This window comes from Paenibacillus sp. YIM B09110, from assembly GCF_037167145.1.
Taxonomy (GTDB): domain Bacteria; phylum Bacillota; class Bacilli; order Paenibacillales; family Paenibacillaceae; genus Pristimantibacillus.
This window is the reverse complement of sequence record NZ_JBANSP010000007.1, coordinates 73,292-87,772: the sequence shown is the minus strand read 5'-3', so window position 1 is coordinate 87,772 and position 14,481 is coordinate 73,292. Positions and strand designations below refer to the sequence as shown.

The following is a 14,481-nucleotide window of genomic DNA, read 5'->3' as shown; positions in this document are numbered from 1 at the left end:
CCTATAGTAAAGACATAACGCTGCTGGTCAGCTTTCATAGAGGTTAAGGGGGAAACAACAATGCGTTTATTAATAGTAGAAGATGAAGTTCATCTGGCGGAGGCGCTGTCCCAAATATTGAAGAAAAACAATTACTCCGTCGATGTCGTGCATGACGGCGAATCGGGACTCGACAATGCGCTAAGCGGAATATACGATTTGCTGCTGCTCGACATTATGCTTCCGGAAATGGACGGCATTACGATATTGAAGACGATTCGGGAAAAGGGGCTGGCGACGCCCGTGATTCTGCTGACCGCCAAGGGAGAAACGTCCGATAAGATCGCCGGACTCGATTACGGGGCCGATGACTATGTCGCCAAGCCGTTCTCAACGGAGGAGCTGCTGGCAAGAATAAGGGCAGCTCTAAGGAGGAAGGGCGAGGTCGTGCCCGATGATGCGATTAAATTCGGCGATATCGAATTAAATACGGCGACCTTGAAGGTATCTTGCAAGAACAAAGAGCTTAAGCTTATTTTGAAGGAAAGCGAGCTGCTGGAATTGCTGGTATCGAGGAAAAGCGCAATTACCTCCAAAGAGCAGATTATCGAGAAGCTTTGGGGCTTCGACTCGGAGGTTGAACATAATAACGTGGAGGTGTACGTCTCGTTTCTGAGGAAGAAGCTTAACTTCCTTCAATCGACGGTGAAGATCAATACGATCCGGGGCGTAGGCTACGTGCTTGAGGTGACGTCCTAATGTTCAATCGACTGCGCAATCGATTCCTTATCGTGAATATGGCCATCATTACGATTATTATGCTCATCGCCTTTGCTTCGATCTACACGATCACGTACCGGAACGTGCACAATGATATCACGATGGATCTGAATCGGGTATCCGAATTCTTCAAGCCGTCAGACGGTATGATGGGCGGCGAGCCGCGCGAGGACGGCGACGGCGGGCCTCCCCATGGAGGCAAAAACAAAGATATGATGTGGCAGCCGGATCGCACAGTCTCCTTCTCGCTTCAAACAGACGAGGAGTGGAACATGACCGCAACGGATTCGCGTTTCGATATGGATGAAGCTTTCTATACAGATGCGATTAATAAAGTCAAAGCTTCCAGCTCGGATCGAGGCCAATTCAGCTTGGATGGCAACGAGTGGGCCTTCTCGGTGCAGAATACAATGACCGGCTATAACATCGTATTTCTAGATGTCACTGCCCAGCAGACGATCTTGATGAATCTGATTTATACATTCCTTGCGGTTGCGCTGGTGATGCTCATCGTCATTTACTTCACAAGCCGTTATTTCGCCAACCGTTCCATTGCCCCGGTGAAGGAGGCGTTCGACAAGCAGAAGCGCTTCATCGCCGACGCCTCCCATGAATTGAAGACGCCGCTTGCGGTTATTAACACGAATGCGGATGTCCTGCTCGCCAATCGGGACGACACGATACGCGAGCAGGCGAAGTGGCTACACCATATTAAGTCGGAGACGGAACGTATGAAGACGTTGACCAATGATCTTCTCTATTTGACGGAAATCGACGATACAAGGGAGAAAATGCTTTACGCGCCGTTCAACTTGAGTGAGGCTGTAGAGAGCGTAATCTTAACGATGGAAGCCGTTATTTTCGAAAAAAATATAGAGCTCAGCTATGAGATTGACCCGGAGCTTGTGATGAACGGCAACGGCGAGCAGATTAAGCAGGTCGTTATGATATTGCTCGATAATGCGATCAAGTATGCCGGCAGCCAAGGCTTGATCATACTGGCGCTCAAGAAGCGCGCCACCGATATTCAACTGGCGGTGACCAATACCGGCGAAGGGATTGCTCCCGAGCATCTGGATCGCATCTTCGACCGTTTCTACCGTGTCGACCGTTCGAGATCCCGCAAGCAAGGCGGTTACGGCCTTGGGCTAGCTATTGCGAAGTCGATCGTCGAGCAGCACAAGGGCAAAATCCACGCGAAGAGCGTACTGGGCAAGACGACAACGTTCTACGTGCAGCTTGTATAGTTGAAATACAACAAAGACCAGCAAATGATCGATCATATGCTGGTCTTTGTTCACTATTGGAACTGTTTCTTATATTCGCTGGGCGGAATACCTACCGTGCTTCGGAAAATCCTGCTGAAGTAGAGCGGATTGTCGTACCCGACAATGGATGCTACTTCCCGCACATGAAGAGAAGACTCCGACAGCAGCTTCTTCGCTTCATTCATGCGGATATCGGTCACATATTTAAGCGGCGTCGAACCCGTTACAGCTTTGAACTTATGGATGAACCGGAATGGACTAAGGCTAATCTGCCTCGCCAGATCGGCGATGACGAGCTGCTGGCTGTATCTCTCGTGCATAACGCCAATAATCATCGTAATATCCGCATGCTGTCTCCCCTTGTGATTCTCCTCCGCATGTTGAAGCTTCCTCCCTAGCAGCGCAAGCAGCTCCAGAAGATAGGCCGTTGTCACATGGCCGCTAAGCGGCTTATTCGTATTCAGCTCGTAGATGATTTTGTTATACAAAGCGACGATCTCATCCATCATGCCTATTTCATGAATGGGCCCGCCGAGCAGCCCGAACTGCTCCAAATAATCGTGAACCGCATGCCCGCTGAAATGAATCCAATAGACCTCCGTCGTATCTTCGGCATAATAACAATAATTTTGCGGCTCGCCCGGCGCATAGAAGACCATATGTCCGCCGCCCACCTCGATCGCGTCTTCGCCGAAGCGAAACACAGCCTTACCTCTGACGATGTAGATGAGCTGATAATCTGCTCTGCCTTGATCGCGATTGCGCTCCAACTTTTTTGTCATCAGCTTCTGGTAGCCGCAGCAGTTCACGGTTAGAAAAGTATCCGTATTCGCCACTCCGAACTCATGCCACTCTCTCATCGCATTACCCGATATACTGATCATGCTTCATCCTCCGACAACAATTTTGTCTATGTTTATAGCAATATGTGATATTCTCCAATGCTCATTATAACCTTATAATGAAAGCGCAGCCATCACAAAGAACTGTTTATGAAGCGCAATTTTGTGAATGTCCTAAATATAAGAGTTCCTACAGCTTAGGGAGCGAAAAGGAGACTGACGATGAGCAAAGGAAGACGCATTGAACGGATGAATCTGGATTGGATGTTCCACAGAGGCGACGAGCCTGGCGCATGGTACAAAGGCTTCGACGACGCAAGCTGGCGGAATGTGACTCTGCCACATGACTGGTCCGTCGAAGAACCATTTTCCGAGGAGCATTCCAGCGGAACCGGCTACCTGCCCGGCGGTATCGGATGGTATCGAAAAAGGTTCGATTTGCCGCAAGATCTGCAAGGAAAGCGCGTGTATATCACCTTCGAGGGCATCTATAACAACGCCCAGGTATGGTGCAACAGCTATTATTTGGGGAAGAGACCTTACGGGTACAGCACGTTTACGTATGATATTACGGACTGTGTGTCCATTGGAGATATCAACAATGTCCTTTCGGTGAAGGTAGATCACAAGGACATCGCTGATTCCAGATGGTTCACCGGCTCAGGTATCTACAGGGACGTCTATCTAACCGTTACGGATCAGATTCACATCGATCAATACGGCGTATTCGCAACGACGCCGGAAGTATCCTCGGAGCAAGCGACGGTGGCCGTTCAGGTTCGACTGTCTAATGAGACCCTCCAGGACGAGACGATACAAGTGACGAATGTGCTAGTGGACGGTGACGGCGAAATCATCGGGCAAGCGACCGATGCATGGACCGTACTCGCCGAATCGGGAGCGGAAAGTAACGCGACTATTGTTGTCGCTAATCCGAAGCTATGGTCGCCGGATAGCCCTTCCTTGTATACGTTGCGTACGGAGCTAAGCAAAGAAGGCGTGCTGATTGACGAGGTACAGACCGTTGTCGGTATTCGCTCAATCCAGTTCGATGCTAACAAGGGTTTCTTCCTGAATGGCGTCAATATGAAAATGAGAGGCGTATGCGTGCACCATGACGCAGGCGGCCTCGGAGCTGCAGTGCCCGCGAAAGTATGGGTTCGCAGACTTACGGCCCTGAAAGAGATGGGCTGCAATGCGATTCGCATGAGCCATAACCCGCCCGCGCCGAATTTGCTTGATTTATGCGACGTCATGGGTTTCCTCGTCATCGACGAAGCGTTCGACGAATGGGAAGGCGTGAAGAACAAGTGGTCGACCGGCCACAATGTGTATCCGCCTAAGCATTTTGGCTATTACGAGGACTTTCCGCAGTGGGGCGAAGCGGACTTGAAGGAGATGGTGCTGAGGGACCGCAACCATCCTTCCATCATTATGTGGAGCATCGGCAATGAAGTCGATTATCCGAATGATCCGTATTGCCATCCATACTTCGAGACGATGACCGGCAATAACGATGCCAACAAGCCGGCAGCGGAAAGACAATACGATCCGAATAAACCGAACGCCGATAGGCTTGCAACGATTGCGAGACGCCTCGCGAAGTACGTCAAAGAATGCGACACGACAAGGCCTGTGACGGCAGCGCTTGCGTTTCCCGAGCTGTCCAATCTGACCGGCTATGCGGATGCCCTCGATGTAGTAGGCTACAATTACAAAGAGCAGTTCTACGAGGAGGATCATCAGAAATATCCGGACAGAGTAACCCTCGGGAGCGAGAACAGCTCCAGCTTCGAAGCGTGGCTAGCCGTCAGGGACAATGACTATATAAGCGCCCAATTCATATGGACCGGAATCGATTATTTGGGAGAAGCAAAGGGATGGCCCGTTAGAGTCGCTCAAGCCGGATTCATGGATTTAGCCGGGTTTAAAAAATCGAATTATTACTATCGTCAAAGTCTATGGAGCGACAAACCAATGGTCCACCTTACTTCAATGAAAGTGGATAATTCCGAGCATGGAGCACGCGGAAGGTGGGCAGGCGGCGTTCCCCATTGGAACTGGGCGGAAGGCGAGCAGCTTAAGATCGCCTGCCATACGAACTGCGAAGAAGTCGAGCTCTTCCTAAATGGCCGTTCGCTCGGCGCAAAACATCTTATCGATGCTCCGAAGCTTTACTTGACGTGGGAAGTCGCCTATGAAGAGGGTATCTTAGAAGCTGTTGCCAAAGGCGCTGACGGTAATCCATATACGTGTGTGCTTCGTACCGTCTCGAAGCCGGAGCAGATCGCGATGCATGTGGATAGTCCGGACCTGAAGGCAGACGGTGAAGATATTGCCCATGTCGAAATCCAGGTTACCGACAGCGAAGGTCGTTTTGTATATGGATCTGATGATTTGATCGAGCTGTCTGTCGAAGGGCCGGGAGAAATCATCGGCATCGAGAACGGGGATAGTCAGGACCTCACGCCGTATAGCTCCAAATCCAGAAAAGCGTTCAACGGCAAGCTTCTTGCCTACATTCGAACGCAACAGGCGCCGGGACGAATCGTTGTGAAAGCGGCGTCTCGCGGACTGCAGCCTGCGCAAGTGGAGATTACGACCGTATAAAAGCAAAAAGCACGTTCGACGCTTAAGGGCGCTGAACGTGCTTTTCCGTTATGGAGCAGCTTCAATTGGAGCTGTCGAAGTTATAGTCTTCATATTTCTCCGCGTTTCTGAGGCTGGCCCATATATCCGAACTTTCACCGCCGATATGCCAGTAGGCAACGCCTGCTAATCCGTTCTGCACGACCAATCGATACTTCGCGATCAGGGAGCGTCCGTCCTCAATCCATATCGTATGCTTAATCGATCCCTTCGTATAGCTGGCCACATATTGCCCCAAAGTCGAATTCCATACCGGCTTCATCGCATAGCTGGACAATAATTGGTTCTGTTCGGTCAACGAAACGTAAGCGGAGGACGCAACCGTGCCATTCGAGTTTAACGACCAATCGCGGTTATAGAACGGAAACGCCAGTATGACCTTCTTGCTGGACACAACTTTCGTCAGCGTCTTAATTGCGCTTCGATCATACGGAAGAGAAGCATTCGGACCGGGATATACGCTGCCGCCGTAATGCTCATCGTAGCCCATTAATACGATGTAATCCGCTTGCTTCCCGAGCGCGGCATAATCGAATGCTTCGGTCCAGTCGGTTCCTAGATCGGGCGAGACGTCAACGGAAAGCACAGCGCCCAGGGCATGAAGCTTAACTGCTAATTGCGTCACGAACGTTGTGAAATACGCGCGGTCAGCCGGAGCTACGTTTTCGAAATCGATATTAAGCCCATCCAGCCCATACTTGATTACAAGGGCGGCCAGCGCGTCAACCGCCTTCGTTCTTGCAGAAGCGCTGGACAATAATTGATGAGTAGCCTCTTGATCGGAACGGTTGCCGACCATGGCCCATACCTTCTTGGCGTTCTTCTTCGCCCATGTTACAAGCGCGGCATCCGTCCCATCCGATACAGCACCCGTACTCCCCACAAAATACCAACGAGGGGACAGCGTGTTCACATTCGACTTTAGTATATTACTCTGGTACTGCGCAGTCGTCTGTCCATACTGCCACCCCAATACAATGCGCTCGTCAAGCTTAGTCTCAAGCTCCGATGCCCAACTCGCCTGCTTCAGCACGCGAGCCAGAAGGACGGCCGTTTCCTGCCTCGTAATCGGATTCGAAGGCCGGAAGCTGCCGGTTTCATCGCCTTTCATTAAACCTAGCCCGCTCACCGAAGCTACAGCTTCGCTTGCCCATCCGGCAATTTGGTCTTGGTCCTTGTAAGAGGAACTGGACGCGGCTTCAGTTTCTGTCTGCTTGAGCCCCCTTGCAATCATGACAGCCGCCTCCTGACGTGTGACAGGCTTCGTCGGAGCGAACGCCGTAGCCGACGTGCCGCTTGCAAGCTCAAGCTGAACAGCCGCTTGTATCCAGCCGTAATACCAAGCACTCTTCGCGACATCGGTGTAAGGAGACACCGGACTTGTCACGGGTTCAAGCTTCAGCAGACGATCCAGAACGGTTATAAACTCAGCTCTCGTAATCGACTTCTTGGGAGAAAAGCTCGTAGCTGATGTACCGGTAATAATCTTCTTATTATATAAGTCTATGATTTCATCGCGTGCATAGCTCGTACTAATATCATCAAACGGCAGCGTCTTCGCGGCGGCAGATACTGCCTGCGGCAACATGTTTACCGCTAGGCAACCAGCGATTGCCACGGTTACGATTTTCCTTACAATAAGCTTCACGAGATTTGTAAGTCCTCCTCGGATTATTCCAATCGTGGAATTATACCAAGGATACTACTATTAATCATCGTTAAAATACTGGTAGAGTAGGGAACACATTTTTCGCTGTCTCCAAGGCAGATGCCGCGCGCGGCCAGCCTGCATAATAGGCAAGATGCGTAATCGCTTCGATGATCTCCTCCTGAGTCAATCCATGATTGATCGCTAATCGAAGATGATACGGTAGCTGTTCGGTCTGCCCGTTAGCAACTAATGCCGATATCGTAACGAAACTGCGGTCCCGCAGCGACAGCTCCTCTCTCTTCCATAAATCTCCGAAAAGTACATTTTCCGAATAGTCGACGAATGCAGGTGCAAGTTCTCCTAACGATGCGCGGACGTTCGTTGTAGCCATTTTTTTGCGCTCAAGCATCTGGGCTTGGCCGTTGCCAAACGACCAATCTTCGAATTCCGTACCGACAAGGACAACGAATACATCTTCTTTCCTAATGCCAATGGCATCCGATAATTGCTTTGCCAGTAAAGCATAGAAGCTCGTTTTCTGTTGAATCGTTCTTCCTGATTTAAGCGTGATTTGGATATAGAGCAGCCCGTCGCTTCTTTCGATGTCCAAATAGTTCGTGTCATAGACGAATTCACTGCTCTTATGCGCATGAAACACCTGAAAACAATCATCTGCCGGCACATGGAAATGCTGAATGAGCGCGTTCATAATCGTTTTGCTTATCGATTCAAGCTGCTTTGATTGGTATTGATTTTCATGGTAACTGACTCTGATGAATGGCATGAATACCCCTCCCCCAAGCTGATGTCACCATTGTAATCCTCGCATCTTCATTTGTATAATTGAATAAAATAATAAACTCATTCAATAATATCGATATAGGTGGTGCGAACAGTGGACTTAAAGGAACTAACTGCCTTCAGAACGATCCTTCAAGAAGGCAATTTCACTCGTGCAGCGGAGAAATTGAATTATGCGCAGTCAACCATAACGAATCAGATCCAGCGACTGGAGAAGGAGCTCGGCTTAAAGCTTTTCAAACGGGGATGGGATATGGAGCTTACGGATGCGGGTAAAGTGTTAGCAGAAGAGATCGATGGACTTATTGCCCATTGGAACTACGTATCTGAACAAGCAAAGGCGCTGTCGGACGAGGAGATCGGCGAAGTGCGGATTGGAGCGCTAGAAGGTTTGATGACCTCCGTGCTCCCAAATGCTTTTCGTGAATATCAAACCCTTAAACCAAACATAACCTGTCATCTCGTCATGGGAAATACCGACTCCCTCTCGCAGTCCATTCTGCAAGATGAGCTGGATTTCGCGCTCTGCGGCGAGCCGTCCGACCCGACTCCGTTCCGCTTCGAACCGCTTTATAATGAGTATATTGCGTTTGTTGTGGACAGCGGCCATCCCTTAAGCGATAGAAACAGCATTCCTTTCGAGGAGCTTCTGAACTATTCAATCGTTATCGGAGGCCGTACCTGTCTATACCACCTGCGGATAGCGAAGCAATTATCCCGTTACACGAGGTCTTCCGCTCTAAGCACGGTCAATCAAATCTCCGCCATCCCTTATTTTATAAGACAAACGGCTGCTGTTGGGGTCGTCCTCGACTCGACGCTCCTACCACCCGATGTTGTGAAGGTTGAAGTAGAGATGGACGATTCCACCATTCAGGTCGGCCTGCTTCAGCTGCGCAAAGATGAATATATATCTGCCTCGAAGAAGCTTCTGATGAAGCTCATAACGGAACAATTCCAATTACATTGAAGGTTGACTGCGTAAGCACATTCCCTTCAAGTAGGCCGATAAGCTTTCGATGTTCATGCGGACATGCCGATTGTCGCCCTCCAGCTTGCTGAGCATGATGCCCCCTTCCATTACGGACAACGTGAAGGTCGCTAGAGCCTCAATGTCCAGGTCCGCCTTGAACTCTCCCGATTCAACACCTTCCGAAATGATCCTTTTCATCGCATCCAACGTGTTATCCATTCCCTGACGCGCCCTCGCCCGCAAGACCGGATGGCTGTCATCGCTCTCCGTAGCTAGGTTGAGCAACGGACATCCGCCTACAAAAGGCGGATCTTCCACTACGTTCGCATACACCTTTAGATACACGAGCAGCTTGCCCATCGCCGTCGATTGTTCATCAAGCGCCTCATTGATGGTGCGGCTCACGATACTTCCTGCATATTGATAAGCCTCTATGGCGATTTCGTCCTTGCTGGCGAAGTAGCGGTAAATACCGCCTTTCTTGATGCCCGTCAGCTCTGTAATATCCGACAAGGAAGAGCCTGCATAACCCTTTTGGTTAAACAGCTCGGCCGACTTCGCGATAATATGTTTGCGGGTGTTTTCTCCCTTAAGCATGTCCAATCCCCTTTGCGCATGCAAATCCTAATTAGCTTCATTATACCAAAGGAAAATATGCTTGCGTGACAGGAAGCTGCTATGCTAATGTAAAAATACCGATAGGTATCTTTTTTCGAAATGAATGTACAGGAGGAGAATAGCCTATGTTACTCAGCGAGATGCTGGACGAAGCCAAAAAACAGTTTTCAGTTAAAGTGCCCGCGGACGTTCAGGATGAAATCTATCGCCTAATGGTCGAGCAGAAGCAATCGGGAACGGTTTACGGCTTGCAGGAAGGGCAGCAAGCACTAGATTTTACGCTTAACAATGCGCAAGGTGCAGCAGTAAACCTGTATGAACAGCTTGAACAAGGTCCCGTCGTATTAACCTTTTACCGCGGAGGCTGGTGTCCTTTCTGCAATCTGCAGCTTCGAGCTTATCAGAGCATTCTGCCCGATATCGAAGCACTGGGCGCTCAATTAATTGCCTTAAGTCCGCAAAGCCCTGACAACACGTTGTCGCAGCAGCAGAAAGAGAACCTTCGTTTCCACGTCCTCAGCGATACGAACGGCATAGCAGCCGACCGTTATCGCGTATTATTCGATGTACCTTCTGATTTGCAGCATAAGATGGCAAATACACTCAAAGTGAATCTCGCCGAATATAATGCAACCGACCGCTGGATTCTCCCCATTCCTTCCATATTCATCATCGATACGACCGGCCTCATCCGCTTCGCTTATGCGAATCCCGATTTCATGCAGCGGCTTGAACCTCACGCCATTGTCGATCAATTGCACAAGCTTTAATCAACTTCCGATCATAAGGGCACACTACAAGCAAAATGAAAGGAAGTGTCCATATTGGCTAGAAGAAGATATACAGTACCTGGTGCGGAGCAAGCCATGCAAGCGTTCAAAGCCGATGTAATGAAGCGCGAAGGCTACGCCGTTAATCCGAATCGACCGGACGATGTAAAATTCGAGGTTGCCAAGGAGCTCGGCATCCCGCTCCAGTCAGGCTACAACGGCGAATTATCAACCGAAGATGCAGGACATATCGGAGGCAAAATCGGCGGCTCGATGGTTCGAGAAATGATTCGGCTTGCGCAAGATAAACTGTCTAAGCAGGATTAACGCTACTCCGGATCTCGATTTTGTATAATTTTTCACACAAGACCAGATAAACAAGATGTACATTGTCAAAACGTATACGATTTATCAATTTATCATACAAAAGTCGTTAATCCATCCACGCAGCCGATGATTTTGTACGATTTTTCGATCAAAACCCTTAATTAGAATTATCTGTAAGGTTGGTTTATACGATATTTCGAACAGCTCTAATTTCATTCCCCTTATCTTGTACTAATAGATGCCATCCGAGAATAGGATAGCAAGGATTAGGGGATTGAATTTTTTTGGGAGGTTCGGATCATGGAAGACAATCATAAAGCTTCTCCATCGGCGGGAGTTATACCAGCCGCCTATCACTCGCAGACGGTCGGAGACCGAGGACCCGTGCTGGAGCAGGATAATATTTTACACGAGACGCTCGAAACCTTTGTACATACGAAAATTACGGAAAGACCGGTGCACGTCAAAGGTTATGGCGCTTTCGGGTACTTTCAAACCGTTCATTCCATGGCCCCGTATACGAAGCTTTGCTTTTTGCAGCAGCCTGGACAGCAGGTTCCCGTTACGGTACGGTTTTCCCTTGCCGTAAGCAACAAAGGTACTCCGGATACTTCTCGCAATGTGCGCGGATTTTCCACGAAGTTTTATACCGAGCACGGCGTTTTTGATTTGCTTTGCAATCATATTCCCGTTTTTCTAGTACGTGACGCGATACGCTTTCCCGAGTCGATCAAAGCCTTCTTGCCATCGCCCGTTAACAACCTGATGGATCCCGAACGATTTTGGAGTTTCATAGCCAGAGCCCCAGAGGCGACCAACTTTCTCGTATGGCTCTACTCGGATAGAGGAACGGTCAAAAGTCTCCGCCACATCCCGGGCCACAGTGTAAATACGTACGTATGGCGAAATGATCAAGGTGTGCGCTCCTACGTAAAGTATCACTGGATTCCGATGGCAGGCGTCCAATATATCGATCGTCATGAGGCTGGGCGGATCGCTTGCGACAATCCCGATTACGCGGGCAAAGATCTGTATGACACGCTTGCAGCGGGAACACCCGTTGAATACGGACTTTATGTACAGCTTATGGACCCTCAGGATGAAGCTGCACTCCCTTATGATCCGCTCGATGATACGAAGATCTGGGATGAACAACAATACCCTTTGCTCCCGGTTGGCCGTCTCGTATTGAACCGTAATCCCGAAAACTATATGGAACAAGTTGAAAAAATCGCTTTCTCCCCTTCTAACCTGCTGGAAGGCGCCGAGTTATCGAATGATAAGATGCTGCAGGGCCGCGCCAATATTTACGGGGACTCGCAGCGCTATAGAATGGGACCCGACTACCGCAAAGTTCCGATCAACCATCAACAACATTGGACTCCCGCTTCCCTTGTGACCAGCGGTAACGGCGAACATGTCCAAGGGCGTCTTACGCGTTCCGAAATACCCAAACCAGATAACTTCACGCAAGCTGGCCAATTTTATCGCGCTTTGGATTCGGTGCAGCAAGACCACCTGGTAAGCAACCTTTCAACTGATCTCGCCGGCATCTCTCCCGAAACGCAAAATATCGTCTTAGGATATCTGCACCAAGCATCGGCAGAGCTAGGAGCGCGGGTAACCGAGCAAATTCAATCCCACAATAAAGGCTTATAAAAATAATACAGCCCCCGCCTTAATAACAAGTCGGGGGCTGCTTCATGCGGCCTTATTCGAATCCCAGCGTTAGCATATACCGTTCCGTTTCCAACACATCCGTTTTGGACTTGCCCACGACTGCCCCTGACAAGAATATCGGCTTATCTGCAGTCTGCATCGCCGGGTTATAGATACATAACGGCAGCAGCCGTTTCTCCGCTATCAACGCTCGAGCATGCAGCTCGAATTCATCGTAACTTAGATTCGACTTCCATTTCCTCGCTTTCATCACCGTCGCCCCCCACTCCTCTGCGACACTATTCTGAAAGAGAAGCGCCACCGTCGACCCGTTCTGCCGGAAGTTCAGATCGATGATATAAATGTCATTATTCTCCGTAATAACCGTATCAATGCCGGCGAATCCATAGTAACCTAGCTCTGCCGCTTTGCGCATTACCTGCTTGCATAGATCGATCGCTTCGGCAGGCGGCTGGTCATGCACATCCATCCAGTTTCCCGAATATTTCCCCTGTTTATTTATAATCTGCTCGGCCGAGCCCAAATACACCAGTTCCCCATCAACCGTTTGCGCGAACTGGATGCAAAAATTTTTGCGGATATCGAGATACTGCTCCATAACAACGTAAGAACAGGAGGCGAAAAGCTCCTTGGCCTGATCCAAATCCGCAGGCGAATAACAAATAACAACCTCGATTCCCCCGCCGTTAGGCTGATCAGTAGCTGCCTTGACTACATAGGGATAATCAAAAGCATATCGGTCCTTGTTCAAAAATTGTTCTATCGATAATAGTACGCGGCTTGGAACATGTCGCCCTGGAACGAGCTCAGACAAATTCCGCTTATTGTTGAGAAATAATAATAGCTCCCTCGGGGTCCAATATTGTTCCGCCTCGAATTCATTCGGCAGATGCGCGTAATTGAATATGACGTTTTTGCCGTCTTGCTGCAATTCATTCAACCGTGCATAGTAGCTGTCAGCATTCGTGTACTTAAGCAGATTCGCCCCGACACGGTGGCCGGCGGCTTGGAGCAATTCGAGACAGCAGTCTCTCCCGACATCCGTATGACAGAACATCGGTATGTCTCCGGCTACCGTCAGCAAGCTGCCGGAGGATGAATCCTGGCTAAGCTCACCAGGAAGCCACTGGCTGTTATGATACGAGCCTCTGCCATTCATGACACATCCACGGCCGAAAATTTGTTCAAGCGTAAGAAGCGGCTCCAATTCTACCATTCCCTTCGATTCACAGTACTCAAAAGCTAGTGTATTCGCTCTAGCAGAAATGAACCGTAGGTTATAATCTATTTTCTAACAATCGGGCGAACGACCAGTCATGCGCGATCGCTCTCTCGTATAGTAAATAGACTATGGAGCGAGGGTGTGGTTATGATAGCAAGCGAATTGCGAAGGAATAAGTGGTATAAGCATCAGCTATTAATGAACAGTCCAGCGTTGGTCAGATTTCTACCTAAATCATACAGATACTCGTCCGAAAATCTATGGAAATTGCTGAATCTTTATCCGGATATTATTTTGAAGCCGGTTGTCGGCTCCGGCGGCGTCGGCATCATTAAAGTGTCGACAGTAAGGGACGGGGTTTACCATGTACAGACTTCGGGGGTTAATGAAAAAGCCGCCGGACGTGACGCACTGATCGCCTTAATTACTAGATTAAAGGGGAAGCGGACGCTCATTATCCAATATTGCATCCAGCTCGCTAGCGTCGATGGAAAGCTGATCGATTTCCGCTACATCGTACAGCGCGAGAAAGGCGAATCCAAATGGATCATTACAGGCAAGCATGCCAAGATCGGCAAGAAAGGCTCAGTCGTCACGAACCTCCAGCAAGGGGCGAATGTCGAAACGGTTCGAAGAGCGCTCCAGCAAGCTCATATCAAAAACATCGGGAAAACGATGGCCGACCTCGATTATTTGTCGCTCAAAGCTTCCAAAGTATTCTCTCGTACCTTCAAGGCACAGACGATCTGGGGCTACGACCTCGCAGTCGATGTGAACGGCCGCGTATGGATGATTGAAGCCAACTGCACACCGATGGTAGGCGGCTTCCGCTACTTGAAGGATCGCAGCATGTATCGAACGATTCGAAGATACCAGGCAATGAATCGAAAGCAATAGCGAATACAGCGAAAGGCACCCGTC

At 49.5% G+C, this 14,481-nt stretch carries 13 protein-coding genes; 8 read left to right on the top strand and 5 right to left on the bottom strand.

Features of this window, described 5'->3' with window-relative positions:
* Positions 1 to 60: 60 nt before the first annotated feature.
* Positions 61 to 738, top strand: a complete 678-nt coding sequence (locus V8F51_RS12705) for a response regulator transcription factor (RefSeq protein ID WP_337100624.1) — start codon at positions 61 to 63, stop codon at positions 736 to 738.
* A complete protein-coding gene (locus tag V8F51_RS12700) occupies positions 738 to 2,006 on the top strand; it encodes a sensor histidine kinase (RefSeq protein WP_337100623.1) in 1,269 nt (422 codons plus the stop codon). The genes V8F51_RS12705 and V8F51_RS12700 overlap by 1 nt, the downstream gene beginning before the upstream one ends.
* A 53-nt stretch (positions 2,007 to 2,059) precedes the next feature.
* Here V8F51_RS12700 and V8F51_RS12695 read toward each other — a convergent pair whose 3' ends face one another.
* Complete coding sequence (locus V8F51_RS12695; RefSeq protein WP_337100622.1) at positions 2,060 to 2,911, bottom strand: helix-turn-helix domain-containing protein; 852 nt, start codon at positions 2,909 to 2,911, stop codon at positions 2,060 to 2,062.
* 180 nt (positions 2,912 to 3,091) lie between these two features.
* On the opposite strand from V8F51_RS12695, the gene V8F51_RS12690 reads away from it, so the two are divergent.
* Entirely contained in the window at positions 3,092 to 5,479 is a 2,388-nt protein-coding gene (locus V8F51_RS12690) for a glycoside hydrolase family 2 TIM barrel-domain containing protein (protein ID WP_337100620.1), read from the top strand.
* Between the two features lie 61 nt (positions 5,480 to 5,540).
* On the opposite strand, the gene V8F51_RS12685 is transcribed toward V8F51_RS12690, so the two are convergent.
* Positions 5,541 to 7,166, bottom strand: a complete 1,626-nt coding sequence (locus V8F51_RS12685; protein ID WP_337100618.1) for an S-layer homology domain-containing protein — start codon at positions 7,164 to 7,166, stop codon at positions 5,541 to 5,543.
* Positions 7,167 to 7,236: 70 nt separating this feature from the next.
* Positions 7,237 to 7,953: a tautomerase family protein gene (locus V8F51_RS12680; protein WP_337100617.1), complete on the bottom strand. Its 717-nt coding sequence runs from the start codon at positions 7,951 to 7,953 to the stop codon at positions 7,237 to 7,239.
* Between the two features lie 111 nt (positions 7,954 to 8,064).
* Between V8F51_RS12680 and V8F51_RS12675 the strand changes: the two genes are divergently transcribed.
* On the top strand, positions 8,065 to 8,940 hold the full coding sequence (locus V8F51_RS12675; protein WP_337100616.1) for a LysR family transcriptional regulator: 876 nt from the start codon (positions 8,065 to 8,067) through the stop codon (positions 8,938 to 8,940).
* Here the strand turns inward: V8F51_RS12675 and V8F51_RS12670 are convergent.
* On the bottom strand, positions 8,932 to 9,540 hold the full coding sequence (locus tag V8F51_RS12670) for a TetR/AcrR family transcriptional regulator (protein WP_337100615.1): 609 nt from the start codon (positions 9,538 to 9,540) through the stop codon (positions 8,932 to 8,934). The genes V8F51_RS12675 and V8F51_RS12670 overlap by 9 nt on opposite strands.
* Positions 9,541 to 9,686: 146 nt before the next feature.
* Here V8F51_RS12670 and V8F51_RS12665 point away from each other — a divergent pair, with 146 nt between their 5' ends.
* The 3 genes from V8F51_RS12665 to V8F51_RS12655 all read left to right on the top strand — a co-directional run bounded on the left by V8F51_RS12665 (position 9,687) and on the right by V8F51_RS12655 (position 12,317).
* A complete protein-coding gene (locus V8F51_RS12665) occupies positions 9,687 to 10,331 on the top strand; it encodes a peroxiredoxin-like family protein (RefSeq protein ID WP_337100614.1) in 645 nt (214 codons plus the stop codon).
* 54 nt (positions 10,332 to 10,385) lie between these two features.
* On the top strand, positions 10,386 to 10,658 hold the full coding sequence (locus V8F51_RS12660) for an alpha/beta-type small acid-soluble spore protein (protein ID WP_442956425.1): 273 nt from the start codon (positions 10,386 to 10,388) through the stop codon (positions 10,656 to 10,658).
* Between the two features lie 300 nt (positions 10,659 to 10,958).
* Positions 10,959 to 12,317, top strand: a complete 1,359-nt coding sequence (locus tag V8F51_RS12655) for a catalase (RefSeq protein WP_337100612.1) — start codon at positions 10,959 to 10,961, stop codon at positions 12,315 to 12,317.
* Positions 12,318 to 12,369: 52 nt separating this feature from the next.
* Here the strand turns inward: V8F51_RS12655 and V8F51_RS12650 are convergent, their stop codons facing one another.
* Positions 12,370 to 13,545, bottom strand: a complete 1,176-nt coding sequence (locus tag V8F51_RS12650) for an ATP-grasp domain-containing protein (RefSeq protein ID WP_337100611.1) — start codon at positions 13,543 to 13,545, stop codon at positions 12,370 to 12,372.
* Between the two features lie 162 nt (positions 13,546 to 13,707).
* Between V8F51_RS12650 and V8F51_RS12645 the strand changes: the two genes are divergently transcribed.
* Positions 13,708 to 14,457 (top strand): YheC/YheD family protein, encoded by a 750-nt coding sequence (locus tag V8F51_RS12645; protein ID WP_337100609.1) that lies wholly within the window; start codon positions 13,708 to 13,710, stop codon positions 14,455 to 14,457.
* Positions 14,458 to 14,481 lie beyond the last annotated feature (24 nt).

What these genes read in the sequence shown, in the direction of transcription:
- V8F51_RS12680 (WP_337100617.1), bottom strand. Translation starts at nt 7,953, where the DNA reads ATGCCATTCATCAGAGTCAGTTACCATGAAAATCAATACCAATCAAAG.
- V8F51_RS12705 (WP_337100624.1), top strand. Translation starts at nt 61, where the DNA reads ATGCGTTTATTAATAGTAGAAGATGAAGTTCATCTGGCGGAGGCGCTG.
- V8F51_RS12695 (WP_337100622.1), bottom strand. Translation starts at nt 2,911, where the DNA reads ATGATCAGTATATCGGGTAATGCGATGAGAGAGTGGCATGAGTTCGGA.
- V8F51_RS12645 (WP_337100609.1), top strand. Translation starts at nt 13,708, where the DNA reads ATGATAGCAAGCGAATTGCGAAGGAATAAGTGGTATAAGCATCAGCTA.
- V8F51_RS12665 (WP_337100614.1), top strand. Translation starts at nt 9,687, where the DNA reads ATGTTACTCAGCGAGATGCTGGACGAAGCCAAAAAACAGTTTTCAGTT.
- V8F51_RS12670 (WP_337100615.1), bottom strand. Translation starts at nt 9,540, where the DNA reads ATGCTTAAGGGAGAAAACACCCGCAAACATATTATCGCGAAGTCGGCC.
- V8F51_RS12655 (WP_337100612.1), top strand. Translation starts at nt 10,959, where the DNA reads ATGGAAGACAATCATAAAGCTTCTCCATCGGCGGGAGTTATACCAGCC.
- V8F51_RS12700 (WP_337100623.1), top strand. Translation starts at nt 738, where the DNA reads ATGTTCAATCGACTGCGCAATCGATTCCTTATCGTGAATATGGCCATC.
- V8F51_RS12690 (WP_337100620.1), top strand. Translation starts at nt 3,092, where the DNA reads ATGAGCAAAGGAAGACGCATTGAACGGATGAATCTGGATTGGATGTTC.